The following is an 18,013-nucleotide window of genomic DNA, read 5'->3' on the forward strand; positions in this document are numbered from 1 at the left end:
TAATTTTGAAGAAAAAAAATAAATAGCAAAACATGAAATAAACAATATAACAATAGAAAAAATAATTTGCTTATATGCATCTTTTAAAACCAACATTTCCAACTCATCTTGCTTTTGAGTTGCACAAGCAATATAGCTTACTTTAGCTTTTGAATTATCTATATTAGCACAAATTCCAAATCTTTCTTCTTGTGTATCAACGCTTATATATTCAAATGTTTTATAATCTCCAAATTGTTGATGATATTTTTTTATCTCTTCTATACTTGGATGTTGGGTTAAGATTAGTGATTTATTATTTGATGCAAAAGGAATAGAGCTTGTTGTATCAAAAACAAAAACATTTCCTGGAAGTTTTTCAAAGGTCTTTTGCAAAGATGTTAGCAGCAAATCAACACCTAAAACACCTATCAACTTACCATTTTTCTTGATCGGGGTAGAATAAGTAAAACTAGGTAATTTTGTAACAGAATCTTCATAAACATCGCTTATAAACACTCCATCATTTGCAATAGCCCCTTTATACCAGTCTCTAGAAGTAGCATCGTAACTTGGATCATCATAAGAAGAAACTCCACCACCTCTTTTTCTAAAATTAACTCCTTTTTTATCAGAAACAGTATCGCTTACAAGCATAGTTCCATCGGGAAAACCAACATAGACAGCTAAAGTATTTGATCCATCTTTAAAAATTTTTAAATCATCTCCTAGTATTTGCTCCATAGAATCAAAATTTAAAACTTGATTTTTTCCCAAAGAATCAATGTATTTTTTTATGGCAAGTAAAATATCTATATAACCATCAACATATCCTTCTACTTAAGTTTCTGTGATCAATAAATAATCTTCATTCGCTTGTTTACTGTTTGAAATTAAATTATTTCTACTAGAAACAAATGCCATTATAGTGATTATTGATAAAGCTAAAAAGACAATAACACCAACAACAATGGACAATTTATTTTTCACACTCATTTGTGTATTTACATTCATATATCTCCTTTTTTGTATTTAAATTGAAGTATTTTAGTAAATATATTTTATCAAAAAAATAATAAATTTTAATAAAAATTATATATTATGACAAAATATTTGTTTATTATTTAAAATAATACTCTGCTGGTTTAGTGAAGAAAAATTAGGTATATAAGCATAACCGTTGATAGGATTTATAACTATACATATATGCTGATCTTGTTTATTAGATAATCTTATAATGCAGTTATTATTAAAAGATGAGAGCTTATCATAAGGACGCATAGCATTTTTCAAAGGTGTATATAAGCGACCATAATCATCAAAAATTAAACGCGTACTTCCCTTGCAAGCACCTTCAAACAAAACTTTTGAAATACCATATGTTTTTTCTATATTATATTTTAAATTCGCCTTAGAATCATTTTGATTTATTACTCCGCTTTGTCCTGAGTTCATCAATAAGTTTGGATTAATCAAATCAACAGCTATTTCTCTGTCTTTATTGATCATATTTTTACCTATATTTGCATTACCATCACCATTTTTATCTAAAAAAATAGTATAAGTTTGTTCATTATTTGTAGCTGACTTTGAGCGTATGAAATATAATTGCCATTTGGCTTTAAACCACTCTCGTTTAGCAATGTTAAATTCTTTTACTCTAAAATCATTTTGTATTAATGCTAAATGTCTTGTGTATTTAATATCATTTAAAATTTGTTCAGCCCCTAAACGCAAATAGTCAGGTTTGTAATAAAAATACCCCATAGAAAACAATAAAGATAATATAATACAAACAAAAACTAGTTCTATTAAAGTAAAAGCTTGTTTCATTTTATATAATAATAAATTTTATGCTTACCTAAACTAACATATATCTTACTAGCTTTTTTACTAGAATGAAGTTCTAATTTACCTTTGGAAATACCATAAAATTTAAGTCTTAAAGCTAACTCTTTATCTTTAGTGAAAATATGTGTAAAATTTCGTTGTTTTAACTTTAAAGACAATTCTTTAGCAATATGATAATCATAAGCAAAATGTTTTTTTGGATCTTTTAATAAATAATAAAAACTTTGATTAAAAATAATACCAAGATAAAAAAATAGTAAAAAAACTAAAGAGCATTCTATAAAAATTTTATGTTTTAGGCGCAATTGTGGCATTCTTGAGCGATAAGAAGACATTAAATAACGAACTAATAATGGAGTACAAACTACACAAAAAGGTAAAAAGTCTTCTAAAAAAAGTCTTTGTCTTATAGAAAAAATCAAACAAAAAACAAAAGTAGTTGCACTAATAAACCATAAAAGAGGTTTATCATCTTGTAAAAGAATTCTATAAATAACATAAAAAAAATAAAGAAAAATTAAAGGTGAAAAGCAAGCTGCAAAAATACCTAAAGTATCTAAAAAATATCCTTTAGGTTTTCCACTTGCATCAAAACCATAAATACTCATTGCAATAGCAAATAAAATCAAAGAGCATGCAATAAGTAATTTATCTTTTTTATATATAGCAAAAAAGAAAAAAGATAAATATAAAATTACAAAATTTCCATCTACAAAAAGAACTAAAAAAAACAAGATATAAAATAAAAAAATTTTTTTATATTCAAACAGCACCAAAATCAAAAGCGTAAAAAATATTACTACGCTAGATTCATTGATAAGCAAAGCACTGGCTACACTACCAGGAAGTAATATAAAAAGCGCAACAGAAATAAAAGCATCAAAAGAAGTTTTGGTGTATCTTAAAGCCAAAATATACAACAAAATACAACTTAAAGAATGCAACAAAACAAACGGAAGTCTTAATCCAAAATCATTTTGTCCAAGAAGAGTAGTACCAAATCTAGCAATCATAGCAATTAAGCTATGATCGTAAAAATAAATTTGTGCTTCATTATAGCTGATAGATAAAGTGCTTACACCATATAATAAAGCACAAAAATCAAAAAATAAAACGGCTAATAAATACCTTTTCATTTTTGATTAGTCAAGTTTTACAGGCCCATTACTTGCATGAGATTGTAAAAATCTTAAAATTCTATCTTTTTCCGCATCAGTGATTTTAGCAAAACCTTGCATAGCAGATAAATATGCATCCCATTCTTCCATTAAATGTTCTTTTGGTTTATGTGCTGCGTGACAACTTGTGCAAGTATCATAATAAGTTAATTCTATCTCATCCCAAGCAAGAATTTCTTGATCGGTCAAATCTTTACTTTTAACTAAAAATTCCATTTCATTGTTTGCATTTTTAGCATTTAAAGTAAGTAAAAGATAAATTCCATCTTTGGTATAAGCAAGGCTTTTTGGATTTGACTCCACAACCTCACCTTTGACTTTAATTAAAGAGTATTCACCTTCTTCTTTTATAAGCTCCACTTTAGAGCCTTCATAAATTTGTCCTACTACTTTTTTACTAGCACTATCTAAAAGATCTACTTTTTCATTAAAAATAAACATATCTTTAGCAAACAAAGCACTAGCTAAAAAAGTTAATGTCAATATAATTTTCTTCATTTTAAGCTCCTATGATTTCTGGTGGTGTAGTTGAATTATAAGGTTTTATAACTTCTTTTAGCTTTTTAATACCCACTAAGCAAGTATTTACACTAGTTGCTTGAGCCATAGTTGAAGTTGGTCTTGAGCTTGTTAAAACATTTACATGGCCTGCATTACATCTTGGCTTGCTATCGCTTACATCTTCAGGGTCATACCAAGCACCTTCTTGGATACTAACAACTCCTTCCATGATATTATCTGTTACAAAAGCACCTGCTAAAAGTGATCCACGATCGTTATATACTTCTACAACTTCTCCGTGGGTAATACCAAGTTTTTTAGCATCATTTGTATTAATCATCACAGGCTCTCTACCTTGAATTTTATACAAATCTCTCACCCAAGTATTATCAAGTTGAGAATGCACTCTATATCTTGGATGTGGACTTACTAAATGGAAAGGATATTTTTTAACTAATTTTTCATTGCCCAGCCACTCTGCAGGTTCAAACCATGTTGGATGTGCTTTAAAATCATCTAAATTGTATTTTTCAAATTTTGGAGAATAAATTTGGATTTTTCCACTTTCTGTTGCAAGTTTATTTGCCACAGGATCGGCTCTAAATTCAGAGTGTCTTACAAAATTATAAGCTTCTTTTGGTGGTTCAAAATGGATAAAACCTTGTTTCCAAAAGTCAGCAAATTCCATATAATAAGGACAATCACTTCTTCCATAAAAACCTTCAAGCCATTGTTGTTTTGTTTTATTACCTGTAAATTTTTTATGCTCTCTCTCGCCAATTCTTTTTGCTAATTCTTCGAAAATATCATAGTCATTTCTACTTTCAAAATAAGGCTCAATTACTTTTTTCATAGCATAAACATAATCTTGAGAATAAGAGCCACCAAAGCTAATATCATCTCTTTCTAAAGTTGCAGTTGAAGGTAATACAATATCTGCCATTTTTGCCATAGGAGTCCACCAAGGCTCATGTACAATTAATGTATCAAGTGTTCTTAAAGCTTTGATAAGTTCATTTGTATTTGGATGATGGCCCAATACAGAAGCGCCCACTACATACATGAGTTTAATTTTAGGATAAGTGATTTCTTTACCTTTAAATTTAACTGTTTTACCTGGATTTAAAATAGCTTCTGAAACTCTACTTGCAGGAATATTAGTATCAAGATTATTTTTACCTTGTGGTAAACCTACTGGTAATCTTACACCTGAAAATGCTTGACCACCACCTGAATAATGCATGGAAAAACCAAATCCACCACCAGGTAAGCCTACTTGACCTATCATTGAAGCTAAAACCATTAAAGTCCAATCAGCTTGCTCACCATGGTGTGCTCTTTGCATAGCCCAGTTACCTGCTAAAAAGGTTCTATTTTTTACAAAAGTATCTGCTAATGCGGTAATAACTTTTTCTTCAACGCCGGTAATATTTGCAGCCCAAGCTGGAGTTTTATCAATACCATCAGTTTTTCCAAGCAAATAAGGTAAGAATTTGTCAAAACCATCAGTGTATTTTTCAATGAATTTTTTATCATATTTTCCACTTTTATATAAATAATTCATCATACCAAGCATTAAAGCAACATCAGTATTTGGACGAATCTTAATCCACTGGGCATTTAAAATTTCTGCTGTTTGAGTATATTGAGGATCAATAGTTATAAATTTAATTTTTGATTTGCTGTATTTTTTATAATAATCATCATTACCACGATTTGCAACTTTAAAATCAATTTGATTACATTTATAAAGATCAGCTCCCCATAAAACATAAACCTGAGTGTTTTCCAAAATAACTTCATGAGAAGTTTGTAAAGAATAAACTTCCAAATCTCCTACTATACTAGCATTTACTTTACCAGCAGCACCATTACTATAACTCACCATCAGTACCAATATGGCCACCTAAAGCGGTATTAAAAAATCTTCCTGCTACTGAGTTACAATTGTGCAATAAACCTACATGTCCCCATGCACCATAACTTGCATTAAATAAATTTTCAATAGGGGTTTCTTTTAATTTTTCCAATACAAGCTCTAAAGCTTTCTCCCAACTTACTCTTACAAAAGGTTCTTTACCTCTTAATTTAGGTCTTTTTTTACCTTCTAAAAAGCTTTTTCTAACACAAGGATACTTTACCCTAGTGTCTGAATAAGTTCTATCGATAATGGCATCAGTTATTACTGAAGGATGTTTATCAGATTTTTGTGGAGTAACTTTTACTATTTTTCCTTCTGAATTTACTTCAGCCCAAAAAGCACCAAAGTGAGTTGCATGAGGAATTTTTTTAGTATCGTAAAATTTTGTTTGTGCTGCCATTAAAGGATTAACGGAAGCAACTGCTGAAGTTGCAGCAAGACCTTTTAAGAATTTTCTTCTTGTTAAACTCATGTTTGTCCTTCCTTTTAGTTTAGTATTTAATTATATTGTATTATTTATAGCTAATAATAAACTAAATTTTAATACTCCAGAAAAAATCAATCCATTCTTTAGCTTCTTTAATATAAAATTCAGGGATTAATAATGCTGAAGTTTTGTAAAAAACACTTGCTACTTTAAGCTCTAAATGAGGAAACTTTTGACTTAAGACTCTCTTAATTTCTATCATAGTTTCGCCACTATCTATGATATCATCTACCAAAAGAACTTTTTTATATGAACTAAGATCAGGAATATTAAAAATTTTAATCGTATCTAATTTTTGAGTATCTTCATAATGGATAGAATTTAAAGAAAATAAATTTCTATTACCCATACCTTCTGCTAAAAAATGGCCCAAAGTCATACCACCTCTTGCTATAGCAAGTAAAACATCGGGATTAAATTCCTCTTTTATTTTGCGCGTAAAAGGGATAATTTCTTTTTGAAATTCTTCATAAGCATAATAATACATAATCACTTCCTATAAAAATTGTAATAAAAATACCAATAATGAAATTGCACTTAAAATGATAATTCCGAGATTAATTTTATCAAATTCTTTTTGCATAATACGCATAAATAAATACGCAATAAAACCAAAAGCAAAACCTGTTGTAATAGAATAAGTCAGCGGCATCATAATAATAATAAAAAACGCACTCACAGCTATTGCTTTATCTTTAAAATTAATATTTGCAACTTCCATAAACATTAAAACTCCAACAAGAACCAATACAGGATAAATAGAATTTGCAGGAATAGCTTTAAATACCGGTAGTAAAAATAAAGTGAAAACAAAACATATAGCAGTAACTAAAGCTGTAAGACCTGTTCTACCGCCTGCTTCAACTCCTGCTGAACTCTCCACAAATGCCGTTACAGTAGAGGTACCAACAACTGCTCCCATAGCTGAACTAACAGCATCTACTCCTAAAGTTTTTCCTAGTTTTTTATCACCTTGTTTTGGATCATCAAATATTTTTCCTCTTGAGCCTACGCCTGTGATTGTCCCTACGCTATCAAAAAGCTGAGTAACAAAAAAAGTAAGCACTATAGGAATCATACTAAGCTCTAAAGCTCCTTTAATATCAAGCTTACCAAATATTGCACTTAAGCCATTATCTCCGTTTATAACTGGCATCGACAAAAGTTGTTCTGGAAACCTAGCTCCATCAATACCAAAAATCCAAGCACACAAAGCACTTACAAAAACAGCTAAGATAAAAGCAGCTTTAATCCTCCAAGCCCAAAAAACAAAAACTAAAAACAAACCAAATAATCCAAAAAGTACTTTAGTGCTTGAAAAATCTCCCAAGCCTACTAAAGTTGCTTCGCTTTTGGTGATAATTCCCATTTGCACAAGTCCCATAAAAGCTATAAAAGTTCCAATACCCGCTGATATAGCTTTTCTTAGATCATTTGGTATGCTTTTTATAACCCAAATTCTAAAATTAGTAAAAGATAATAAAGTAAAAACAATACCTGATAAAAAAACAGCCCCCAAAGCACTTTGCCAAGGAATTTGATAAGTATTACACACGCTAAAAGTAAAATACGCATTTAATCCCATGCCTACACTCATAGCCACAGGAGTATTAGAGAAAAAAGCACTTAAAGTAGTAGCTATAATAGTTACCAAAGCGGTTGCTACGATTAAAGCTTCTAGTGGCATACCTGAATTGCTCATTATATTAGCATTAACTGGTATAATATAAATCATTGCTAAAAAGGTAGCAATACCTGCATAAATTTCAGTTTTTACATCGCTATTATGCTCTTTAAGTTTAAAAAAATCCATTTTAATCCTTAATAAATTTTTAGTTCATTATATAAACTATCTCGCTCTATTGCTATATAACCTGAACTTTGAATCATCTCTATGAAGGTTTTTAAACTTAAGCCATTTGAACTTTTTGCTCCACCTGCACTTTGTATGCTTTCTTTTTCTATGGTACCATCTAAATCATTTGCGCCAAAATCTTGAGCCACCATAGCTAAATTTATACCCATAGTTGCCCAATAAGCTTTGATATTTTTAATATTATCAAGCACTATTCTTGCTATAGCTAAAGTTTTTAAAATTTCCACCGAGCCAAGTGGCTTTTTACCTGTAATAAAACTATTATCTTGTTGCCAAACTAAAGGAATAAAAGCATTAAACCCACTTGTTTGATCTTGGAGATTTCTTAATCTTATCATGTGATTAATTCTATTTTCTCTACTTTCTATATGCCCAAATAACATAGTAGCATTACTTTGTTTGCCTTTTTCATGCCAAAGTTTGTGAATTTTTAACCAATTTTCACTACTTACCTTACCATGACAAATTCTTTTTCTAACTTCTTCATCAAAAATTTCAGCTCCACCACCTGGCATAGAATCAATACCATACTCAAGCATTTTTTCTATCACTTCTTCATAACTCATATCAAAAGCTCTACTTAAAAAATCAACCTCAGCAGCAGTTAGAGCTTTAATGTGTAAAAATGGATATTTTTCTTTAATCATTTTAAAAATTTCTAAATACCACTGCCATGATGTATTTTTATTGTGCGCTGAAACAATATGAATTTCTTTCGTATCTCTTAAAACTGTCTCATCAACTATTTTCATTATCTCTTCATGTGTCATAGTGTAAGGATTAGGATTTTTCCTATGTGCTGAAAAAGCACAAAATTTACAAGTATCTGCACATATATTTGTAGGATTAATATGTCGATTGATATTAAAATAAACCTTTTTGCCATGCAAATTAGTACGAATTTTTTGTGCATATTTAGCTAGAGTAAAAAGCTCTAAATCCCAAAGTTTATTAGCCTCTTCTTCGTTTAATCTTTCTTGATTTTCTAATTTTTCTATAATTGTTTGCATATTCTTACCATATTTTTAATTTTAAACTACAATTATAATTTTAACTTACTTAAAATTTAATACAAAGTATTTTTTGGTATGATTTTAACAAAAATTTAAAGCAAGGAATAATTTTCAAAAATGGATATGCAAAAAATTCAAAAATTAAAAAATTCTTTAAAAGACTATGAAGCATATTGTTCTAGACTTTTTTTAAAGCAAGGCTCTTTTAGCTTTTACCATTCTAAAGAGATTGATCGTTTTATAGAAGATATTTATGAACTTGTTTTAAATGATTTTTTTGATGATTTTTTTCCACATAATGACAAAATTCCTTTTTGTATTATCGCCATTAAACAATATGCTAAAATGAATTTAAGCATAAAAGAAAATATTGATTTATTGCTTATTTATAAAGATATAAAAGCTTATAATATTAAGCCTTTAATGAAAGCATTTATTACTTTTTTAAACGATATTGGTTTAAGCATTAACTATCAAATTTGTGAAATAAATGGACTTTATAATATAGCTAAAAATGAGCTTAAACAAAATATTTTACAATATCGCTATATTAGTGGCTCTAAGATTTTATTTAAACAAATCAAAGAAAAAATTTCCCAAGCTCAAGATGAGTTAAAAGAAGAATTTGCTCTAAAAATCTTGCATGAATTTAACCCTTATTATCAACCTTTAATCAAGCAAGAATTTGATATTAATAAAAATTTTGGCGGTTTAGATGAGCAACTTAATATAGAAAATTTAAATATTTTATTTAAAGATTCTCCCAAAAATTATATGCTTAATTTTATCAATGAAAAAGAATTTAGCGAATTTAAGCTTGCGAGTGATTTTTTATTTTCACTTAAATGTGCAATGAATCTTTTAGAAGGTAAAAACACAAATTTATTTTTAATACAAAATTCACAAGAACTTGCTAACTTAATGCATAAAAAAGAAAAGAAAAATTTAGATCTTAAATCCATACTCATTCAAAAAGCAATGCAAAGTATGCAAATTTGTGGAATTTATACACATTTTTTAGCAAGATGCATCCAGGAAAAACATTATAAAGAAAATAAACTTTATGAAATACAAGATAACTTTTTTACTCATTCAGATGAAAATGAAAATTTAAATTTAATACTCAATCGATTTTTAAAACTAGAAGATGAGGATTTTATTTTTGATATTAAACTAATTTTTGCATTAAAAAGAGCAAAAAATAATGATGAAAATTTGGAGTTATTTAAAGGTATATTAGAAAAAAAACATTCTTTTAGTATTTTAAAACTACTAAACAATGCAAACATTTTAAAAGATTTTTGCAAACCATTAATTCAAAGTAAATTTTTACTCGAAGAAGAAGGTATTTATAGTGCATTAGATAGAGCATTACTTTGCTTAAAATACTTTGAAGAAAAAGATTGCAAATTTGATAAAAAAACACTTCTAATAATAAAGCTTACCATACTTTTAAGTGCTATTCATGAAGAAAATGAAATTTCTTTAGCTAATATTTACAGAGCTTATGTTGGAAAATTCCAAGTTGATAATGAACTTTTAGATTTTGGCTTAAGATTATTTAAAAATTTCAATGCTTTTAAAGATATTATAGAAAAAGAAGATATTTATAATTCTACTATTGTATTAAATTTTATTTCCAAATTAAATGATACTCATACCCTAAAAACCTTACATCTTTTATCTTTTTGCAATGCTAAAGCTTTGGGTATAGAAAATCATTTTTATTATAAAAGTTTAGAAAGATTGTTTCAAAATGCACTAGAAGGTTTTGAGGATGAAAATTTAATTGATGAGAGTCAAAGAAGGGTAAAAAAAGAACAAACTCTAAAAAGAAGCAAGGCTTTTTTAGATCTTGATGAGCAAACTCAAAACAATATCACTCATATTAAATCTAATCTCTTTTTTATAAAAAATAGCTTTGAAAAAATTATTAAAATAACACAGATTGCGCAAAAAGAAAATTTTACTTTTTGGCTTGACAATCAAGATAATTTTACTCTAGAGCTTATAATGAATAGAAAAAATAATCTTGAAAATATACTCAACACTTTAAGTTCTTTAAATTTAGTCTTTATGAGTTTTTTTGAATTATTTGATGAAAAAGTTTATCTGAAATTTGAATATTCAGATATAGTAAGTGATAATCAAAAACAAAGTTTAGAAAATTTACTTAATTCTAAATTACATTTAAAAGTACAAAAAAAAGCAAAAAAACCAAACATTAAAAAAGATGAATTAAAATTAGACATGAATTATTCCAAAAGCTATGCCAAAATAACCTTAAACACAAAAGATCAAAAAGGTTTAATGGCTTATGTAATGGATGTACTTGCAAGATATGATATTATCTTAAGTGCAGCAAAAATTCAAACCATAAAAGAAAGAACGCGAAATGTTTTGATTTTGCATAAAAATGAAAGCTTGCAAGATCATAAAGATCAAATTCTTAAATCACTAATAAGCGAGTAAAAGATGTGTGGAATAGTAGGTTATATAGGAACTAAAGAAAAGAAAAAAATCATATTAGAAGGTTTAAAAGAGCTTGAATACAGAGGCTACGATAGCGCCGGTATAGCAGTAATGAAAGATGGAGAATTAGACTTTTTTAAAGCAGTTGGAAAATTAGAAAATTTAGCTAACAAAACTGCTAATTTTAATAGTGATGGATTTGGGCTTGCTATAGGCCATACGCGTTGGGCAACTCATGGAAAACCAACCGAAATAAATGCGCATCCACATTTAGGACAATACTCTTGTGTAATACATAATGGAATCATAGAAAATTACCAAGAATTAAAAACAAAACTCACACAAGAAGGTATTAATTTTCTAAGTCAAACTGACACTGAAGTTATTGTACATTTATTTGAATATCATGCGAGTAATTTAGAACCATTTGAAGCTTTTAAAAAGACCATAGCTGAACTAAAAGGTGCTTTTGCAATCTTGCTTGTGAGTAAAAAAGATCCTAATACAATTTATTTTACTAAAAATGCTGTGCCACTCATCATCGGAAAAAATGGCGATGAAAATGAATATTATTTTGCATCAAGTGATGCACCTTTAGTTTCTTTAGTGGATAAAGTAGCTTATCTTGAAGATGGAGATTATGGATATGTTAATTTAAATGAATGCAAAATTTGTCATGATCAAGCTTGTATACAACCTACTTTTGTGGCTTTAAGTCAAGATAAAAGTTATGCTCAAAAAGATGGTTATAGGTTTTTCATGGAAAAAGAAATTTATGAGCAAAGTAGAGTTTTAGGCGAAGTTTTAATGGGACGATTACAAGGTGAGCAGATTGTTTTTGAAGATATAGATGAAACTCTTTTACAAAACATAGATGAAATCACACTTTGTGCTTGTGGTACAAGCTATCATGCAGCATTAAGTGGGGCTTATTTACTTGAAAGACTTGCAAAAATTAAAACTAAAGTTGAAGTAGCAAGTGAATTTAGATACAGAGAAGCCATTATAGGTAAAAATACTCTTTTTATAGTAATCTCTCAAAGTGGTGAAACAGCTGATACACTAGAAGCTTTAAAAATAGCAAAAACACAAGGAGTTAAAACTTTAGCAATATGCAATGTGGATAATTCTAACATCGTGCGTTTGGCTGATATATCTTTACTTACTAGAGCGGGTATTGAAAAAGGCGTAGCTTCAACTAAAGCATTTGCCACTCAAGTAGCAACTTTATGGATGCTTGCAATCTATCTTGCACAAAAAGCAAATTTAGATATGAGTAAAGAAATCAAAGCTCTAAGAAGCTTGCCAAGTATAGTTAAAGTTGAACAAAACTTACATGAAAAAGTACATAGAATTTCAAAAAGATACCTACATGGCCATGGCTTTTTCTTTATAGGAAGAGATGTATTTTATCCATTAGCACTAGAAGGAGCTTTAAAACTTAAAGAAATTTCATACTTACATGCTGAAGGCTATCCAGCAGGTGAAATGAAACATGGACCTATTGCTCTAGCAGATAGTGAGCTTTTTACCGTTGCATTAATGCCGCAAAATTGTCTTTATGAAAAAACAAAATCAAATGTAGAAGAATTGGCTGCAAGGGATTCTACTTTACTTGCTATCTCTCCACTTGATTTTGATTTAAGTGATGATTTTATAAAAACTTCAAAACAAGAGCATTATATGTGCGAATTTTTCGAAATGATGGTAATCTTACAACTTCTAGCTTTAGAAGTTTCTATAAGACTTGGCAATGATGTGGATATGCCAAGAAATCTAGCAAAAAGTGTTACAGTAGAATAATATTTGTGTAGTTTTGAAAAAAACTACACCTTTTTTCAAAAATTTTATAAATACTTCTTAAATTATAAGCAAACTTTAGGGTTTATTTAGTTTAAATATCACAACTTATTTTATTACAAGGAAAGGCCATGGAATACAGAATCGAACACGATACTATGGGAGAGATAAAAGTTCCTAATGATAAATATTGGGGAGCACAAACTGAAAGAAGTTTTGAAAATTTTAAAATTGGTTGTGAGAAAATGCCAAAAGTTTTAATTTATGCTTTTGCAAATCTTAAAAAATCTTTAGCTTTAGTAAATAATAAACTTGGCAAATTAGATGATGTTAAAAAAAATGCTATCGTGCAAGCTTGTGATGAAATTGTAGCAGGAAAATTTGACGATAATTTCCCGCTAGCAATATGGCAAACAGGTTCAGGCACTCAAAGCAATATGAATATGAATGAAGTTATAGCAAACCGTGCAACTGAAATTATGGGTGGAGATTTTAGAAAAGAAAAGCTTGTTCATCCAAATGATCATGTAAATATGAGTCAAAGTTCAAATGATACTTTTCCAACTGCTATGAGTATAGTTTCGGTAGAGCAAGTAGAGAAAAAACTTATCCCTGCTTTAGATGAGCTTATTGCAACTTTTGAAAAAAAAGTAAAAGAATTTGAAGGAATTATTAAAATAGGAAGAACTCACCTTCAAGATGCTACACCACTTACCCTAGCTCAAGAATTTAGCGGATATCTTTCTATGTTACTTCACTCAAAAGAGCAAATCATCGCTTCTTTACCTACATTAAGAGAACTTGCAATAGGTGGGACAGCTGTTGGTACAGGATTGAATGCGCATCCAGAACTTAGTGAAAAAGTAAGTGAAGAATTAAGCAAGCTAATAGGCACTAAATTTGTTTCAAGTCCAAATAAATTCCATGCCCTAACAAGCCATGATGCAATTAATTTTACTCATGGAGCCATGAAAGGCTTAGCTGCAAATTTAATGAAAATAGCAAATGATATTAGATGGCTAGCAAGTGGTCCTAGATGTGGTCTTGGGGAATTAAACATACCTGAAAATGAGCCAGGAAGTTCTATCATGCCAGGCAAGGTTAATCCTACTCAATGTGAAGCTTTAACTATGGTTGCAGTGCAAGTTATGGGAAATGATGCAACTATTGGCTTTGCAGCAAGCCAAGGAAATTTCGAGCTTAATGTTTTCAAACCTGTGATTATTTATAACTTCTTGCAAAGCCTTGATTTATTAGCTGATGCTATGCATTCATTTAATATCCATTGTGCTGTTGGTATAGAGCCAAATAAAGAAAAAATAGATCATAATTTACATAATTCTTTAATGCTAGTAACTGCACTAAATCCACATATTGGCTATGAAAATGCAGCTAAAGTAGCAAAAAATGCTCATAAAAAAGGTATTTCTTTAAAAGAAAGTGCTATGGAACTTGGCTTAGTAAGCGAAGAAGACTTTGCTAAATTTGTAGATCCTACAAAAATGATAGGAGTAAAAAAATAATCAAAAGACTAGGAATAACCCTAGTCTTTTTAAGGATTTAAATGATTTATGAAAATGATTTTGTATTTATAGAAAAAGAAGATTCTCAAATTCCTTGGGTGAAAATTTTTACTAAAGAAAACTACAAAGAATTAAGTGATTGTCCAACCTTTTTGCAAAATATGCTTTTTCAGTATGTTTTAGCTTGTGAGTTAAGCCTTAGAGAATACTACAACCCAGAAAAAATCAACATAGCTTCCTTTGCAAACTATGTACCAAGAGTGCATTTTCATGTTATGGCACGTTTTAAAGAAGATGGGTTTTTTCCTGAAAGTATGTGGGGAAAACAGCAAAGAGAAATTAAGGATTTAAATTTACCTGATTTTGAAGGATTTACATCAATATTACTTAAAAAAATAAAAAATATTTATGTTTAAAAAATTTATTAATTCTAGTTATCAAGTCCTATCACATCATCTACTTAGGATTATTTTAGTACAAAAATCATATAAGTTTAAAATATGAGAAAATCAAACTATAAGCTTGATAATAATTCATCTTTGTTTTTATAAAAGGTCAAATAACTTTTTTTAAAACTCATGTTTTTATTAAAAACAGCAAATAAATTATTTAATATAACAAACTAAAATATCAAAAAAAAGAAAGGTTTAAACTATGAAGCAATTGTTATTTTTACTTACACTTTGCTCACTTGCATTTTCCACGCAATGTGAGGTTAAAATAAAGCAAATTCAAAAAGAAATAGCTTATGCTAAAAATTACAATCATCAAGAAAAAGCTTTAAGTTTAGAATTAGCCTTAAAAGAAGTTCAGGCAAATTGTGCAAAAGATCCTCTTTTTTATGATAAAAAATTAGAGGCTAAAAAACTTAAAGAGCAAGAGATAGAAAAAATCGAACAAGAGTTAAAAGAATTAAAAAAACAAAAAGATTATATGAGTAAAACAGAGTATAAAAATAAAAAACAAGCTTTAAAAGACAAAAAAGACAAAATTAAAAAAGAGATTGAAGAATATATCAACAAACTCTAATTTAATTCCAAATTTGCCACCATTTTTTATTTTGTTGTTTTAATTTTTGCATTAAAATATTTTGATTTTTTAATGCAAACTCATTTTCTCCATCAAGCTTTAACAATTCTTTAGTGCACTCTAAAGCTTGCTCATATTCTTTTAGCTCTTCTAAACACTGAATTTTTCCCACTAAAGCATCGGTATTTTCATTTACTATCTTTAAACAATCTTCATAACATTGCAATGCATCATGAAAATCACCTAAATTTCTTAAACACTCTGCCTTATAATAATGTGTCCAATTTTGACTTTCATCTAAATTTAAAGCCATATTAAGATATTTTATAGCTTCTTTAAAATCTTGCAAATATACTTTAACTGCACCCATAAAATGATAACACTCATATGATTTTGGTTCAAGCTCACTTGCTTTTTTTGCTGCTTCAAAGCTTTCATCATATTTTCCTAAAAAGCTTAAAATTTGTGCTTTTTCTATCCAATATTCCGCAACATCATCAATTATTTTTAAGCATTCATTGATATCTTTTAAAGCTTCATTGTATTTTTCAAGATTTCTTTTACATTTTGCTCTATGAAAATACGATTCATCTTCTTCTTCGTTGCTTAAAATCACACTATCATAACATTTTATCGCTTCTTCAAACATATAAAGATCTTCATAACAAAGCCCCTTATAATACTTTACGCCATTATGATTTTTATCAATTTTTAAAGCCTTATTTAAATCTTCTATAGCTTCTTCTTCTAAGCTTAAATTATATTTAGCAATTCCACGCCAAAAATAAAGCTTAAAATTATTTTTATCCACTTTATGTGCTGCATTACAATAAGCTATTAATTCTTCATAAGACTCAAGCTCTTTTGCACAATATGCTCTTTCAAATAATACATCTTTTAAATCAATATAATCTTTATATGTTTTTATAAGCTCATTATATTCATCTATAGCTTCTTGAAATCTTTCAAGCTTGCTTTTAATCCAAGCTCTTTGAGAAAGGGAATTAACAAAATCTTGGGTATTATTTTGCTTTTTATAATATTTAACAGCTAGTTCGCTATCTTTTAAAGCTTCCTCGTATTTTTCAAGATCAGATTTTAAATAAGCCCTATTAAAAAACACATCAGGATATTCTTTTTGATATTTCAAAGCTTTTTCATAACTTATCAAAGCTTCATCATATTTGTCTATTTCATATAAACTATTGCCCAAATGATAAAAACCATAAGGAACTGCGTGTTCAAGTTCTGCTAATTCTGATGGAGTAAAATCATGCTTTCTTGCTCTTTCTTGATAATATTTAGCTGCTAAATCAAAATCCTCTATAGCCTCTTCAATCATTTTTAGATTGATTTTAGTATTGCCTCTATTAATATATGCTTGGGCATATTCTTCATAAAGCTCAATTGTTTTATCATAATATTTCAAAGCTTGCTCATAATCTTCTAAATCATACAAAACTCTAGCCAATGCAAAACATGGATATTGTAAATTTTCATCTAATTCGATTGATTTTTTAAAAGCATCTATTGATAATTCTATCTTTTCTAAGTCTTTATAAATATGTCCCAAAATCAAATATGCCATTGCATTTTCATTATCTAATTCAATGGATTTTAAGCAATCTTGCAAAGCCCCCTCTAAATCATCGACTTTACGTTTATTATTAGCCCTTTTATAATACGCATCAGAAAAACTCTCATCTTGCTCAATCATCTTAGTAAAAAATTCTATAGCTTTTTGATAATCTTCTAAATTCTCATAAGCTACCCCTTGATAATAAAAAATCTGCGAAGATTCAAAACCCAAATCTTGAGACTTCTTAAAATCAAGCAAAGCTTGTTTTGGATCAACACTAAGCAGGGCAATGGCTCTAGTATAATAAGCTATATAATATTCTGGAGCTAAATCAATACAAGTTTGTAAATCTTTTAAAGCTTTTGTTTGCTCATCTAAAAGTATATAAACCCTAGCTCTGTTAAAATATGCTAAATAATATGTATTATCCAGTGCTATAGTTTTATTAAAAGCCAAAAGTGCTTCTTGTAATAAATCTAACTTAAAATTACACAAGCCCAAAAGATTAAACAAAAATACATTACTAGGATCAAATTCTACAGCTATAGTTGCATCTTCAAGCGCTTCTTGAAATTTCAAGCAATTAAATCTACAAAACGCTCTATTATGGTAAGCCTCTAAAAGCAAACGGTGTTTATCTTCATCATCTATAAAAATCATTTTACCATCTTGAGCAAGCGTAACTTCACCCTTACAAAAAGCTATAAGCTCACTTAAGACTTCATCACATTTTTCAAATTCTGAATTTTCAAAATATTCTTTAGCTAAATCTGATAACTCAGTAATTAAATTATCCAATTTTAT

Annotated in this window: 14 protein-coding genes and 1 pseudogene; 5 read left to right on the forward strand and 10 right to left on the reverse strand. The window is 28.7% G+C overall.

Translation table 11 applies throughout. The features are described 5' to 3' along the window. The 9 genes and pseudogenes from L8W40_RS02740 to mqnE form a co-directional block, all read right to left on the reverse strand. On the reverse strand, positions 1–756 hold a 756-nt coding region (locus L8W40_RS02740), incomplete at its 3' end, for a cache domain-containing protein (protein ID WP_263664604.1). A 63-nt stretch (positions 757–819) separates the two neighbouring features. After that, on the reverse strand, positions 820–993 hold the full coding sequence (locus L8W40_RS02745) for a hypothetical protein (RefSeq protein WP_263664605.1): 174 nt from the start codon (positions 991–993) through the stop codon (positions 820–822). Between the two features lie 78 nt (positions 994–1,071). Beyond that, positions 1,072–1,812 carry a Tfp pilus assembly protein FimT/FimU gene (locus L8W40_RS02750; RefSeq protein WP_263664606.1) on the reverse strand — a complete coding sequence of 247 codons (741 nt, stop codon included), beginning with the start codon at positions 1,810–1,812 and terminating at the stop codon, positions 1,072–1,074. Further along, positions 1,809–2,966 (reverse strand): hypothetical protein, encoded by a 1,158-nt coding sequence (locus L8W40_RS02755; RefSeq protein WP_263664607.1) that lies wholly within the window; start codon positions 2,964–2,966, stop codon positions 1,809–1,811. Before L8W40_RS02755 ends, L8W40_RS02750 begins: the two co-directional genes overlap by 4 nt. A 6-nt stretch (positions 2,967–2,972) precedes the next feature. After that, on the reverse strand, positions 2,973–3,506 hold the full coding sequence (locus L8W40_RS02760; RefSeq protein WP_263660495.1) for a hypothetical protein: 534 nt from the start codon (positions 3,504–3,506) through the stop codon (positions 2,973–2,975). Between the two features lies 1 nt (position 3,507). Next, positions 3,508–5,902 (reverse strand): annotated as a pseudogene (locus L8W40_RS02765) (molybdopterin guanine dinucleotide-containing S/N-oxide reductase). A 61-nt stretch (positions 5,903–5,963) separates the two neighbouring features. Then, positions 5,964–6,404, reverse strand: a complete 441-nt coding sequence (locus tag L8W40_RS02770; RefSeq protein ID WP_133319347.1) for a phosphoribosyltransferase — start codon at positions 6,402–6,404, stop codon at positions 5,964–5,966. Positions 6,405–6,413: 9 nt separating this feature from the next. Continuing rightward, entirely contained in the window at positions 6,414–7,730 is a 1,317-nt protein-coding gene (locus L8W40_RS02775; protein WP_263661047.1) for an NCS2 family permease, read from the reverse strand. A gap of 8 nt (positions 7,731–7,738) precedes the next feature. Beyond that, on the reverse strand, positions 7,739–8,803 hold the full coding sequence (mqnE, locus tag L8W40_RS02780; protein WP_263664608.1) for an aminofutalosine synthase MqnE: 1,065 nt from the start codon (positions 8,801–8,803) through the stop codon (positions 7,739–7,741). A gap of 120 nt (positions 8,804–8,923) precedes the next feature. Here mqnE and L8W40_RS02785 point away from each other — a divergent pair, with 120 nt between their 5' ends. The 5 genes from L8W40_RS02785 (at position 8,924) to L8W40_RS02805 (ending at position 15,630) form a co-directional block, all read left to right on the forward strand. Beyond that, positions 8,924–11,278, forward strand: coding sequence for a nucleotidyltransferase (locus tag L8W40_RS02785; RefSeq protein WP_263664609.1), 2,355 nt, complete (start codon positions 8,924–8,926; stop codon positions 11,276–11,278). A gap of 3 nt (positions 11,279–11,281) precedes the next feature. After that, positions 11,282–13,081 carry a glutamine--fructose-6-phosphate transaminase (isomerizing) gene (glmS, locus tag L8W40_RS02790; protein ID WP_263664610.1) on the forward strand — a complete coding sequence of 600 codons (1,800 nt, stop codon included), beginning with the start codon at positions 11,282–11,284 and terminating at the stop codon, positions 13,079–13,081. A gap of 128 nt (positions 13,082–13,209) precedes the next feature. Then, entirely contained in the window at positions 13,210–14,601 is a 1,392-nt protein-coding gene (fumC, locus tag L8W40_RS02795; protein ID WP_263664611.1) for a class II fumarate hydratase, read from the forward strand. Positions 14,602–14,642: 41 nt separating this feature from the next. Then, complete coding sequence (locus L8W40_RS02800) at positions 14,643–15,017, forward strand: HIT family protein (RefSeq protein WP_263664612.1); 375 nt, start codon at positions 14,643–14,645, stop codon at positions 15,015–15,017. Between the two features lie 238 nt (positions 15,018–15,255). Further along, positions 15,256–15,630: a DUF1090 family protein gene (locus L8W40_RS02805; RefSeq protein WP_214099947.1), complete on the forward strand. Its 375-nt coding sequence runs from the start codon at positions 15,256–15,258 to the stop codon at positions 15,628–15,630. Between the two features lies 1 nt (position 15,631). On the opposite strand, the gene L8W40_RS02810 is transcribed toward L8W40_RS02805, so the two are convergent. Then, on the reverse strand, positions 15,632–18,007 hold the full coding sequence (locus L8W40_RS02810; protein WP_263664613.1) for a tetratricopeptide repeat protein: 2,376 nt from the start codon (positions 18,005–18,007) through the stop codon (positions 15,632–15,634). Positions 18,008–18,013: the final 6 nt, after the last annotated feature.

The organism is Campylobacter sp. IFREMER_LSEM_CL1846 (assembly GCF_025772105.1).
GTDB classification, from domain to species: Bacteria; Campylobacterota; Campylobacteria; order Campylobacterales; family Campylobacteraceae; genus Campylobacter_D; species Campylobacter_D lari_D.

Bases quoted from the DNA above. Each gene is read 5' to 3' on its own strand.
- L8W40_RS02745 (WP_263664605.1), bottom strand. From the start codon at position 993: ATGAATGTAAATACACAAATGAGTGTGAAAAATAAATTGTCCATTGTT.
- L8W40_RS02750 (WP_263664606.1), bottom strand. From the start codon at position 1,812: ATGAAACAAGCTTTTACTTTAATAGAACTAGTTTTTGTTTGTATTATA.
- L8W40_RS02755 (WP_263664607.1), bottom strand. From the start codon at position 2,966: ATGAAAAGGTATTTATTAGCCGTTTTATTTTTTGATTTTTGTGCTTTA.
- L8W40_RS02760 (WP_263660495.1), bottom strand. From the start codon at position 3,506: ATGAAGAAAATTATATTGACATTAACTTTTTTAGCTAGTGCTTTGTTT.
- L8W40_RS02770 (WP_133319347.1), bottom strand. From the start codon at position 6,404: ATGTATTATTATGCTTATGAAGAATTTCAAAAAGAAATTATCCCTTTT.
- L8W40_RS02775 (WP_263661047.1), bottom strand. From the start codon at position 7,730: ATGGATTTTTTTAAACTTAAAGAGCATAATAGCGATGTAAAAACTGAA.
- mqnE (WP_263664608.1), bottom strand. From the start codon at position 8,803: ATGCAAACAATTATAGAAAAATTAGAAAATCAAGAAAGATTAAACGAA.
- L8W40_RS02785 (WP_263664609.1), top strand. From the start codon at position 8,924: ATGGATATGCAAAAAATTCAAAAATTAAAAAATTCTTTAAAAGACTAT.
- glmS (WP_263664610.1), top strand. From the start codon at position 11,282: ATGTGTGGAATAGTAGGTTATATAGGAACTAAAGAAAAGAAAAAAATC.
- fumC (WP_263664611.1), top strand. From the start codon at position 13,210: ATGGAATACAGAATCGAACACGATACTATGGGAGAGATAAAAGTTCCT.
- L8W40_RS02800 (WP_263664612.1), top strand. From the start codon at position 14,643: ATGATTTATGAAAATGATTTTGTATTTATAGAAAAAGAAGATTCTCAA.
- L8W40_RS02805 (WP_214099947.1), top strand. From the start codon at position 15,256: ATGAAGCAATTGTTATTTTTACTTACACTTTGCTCACTTGCATTTTCC.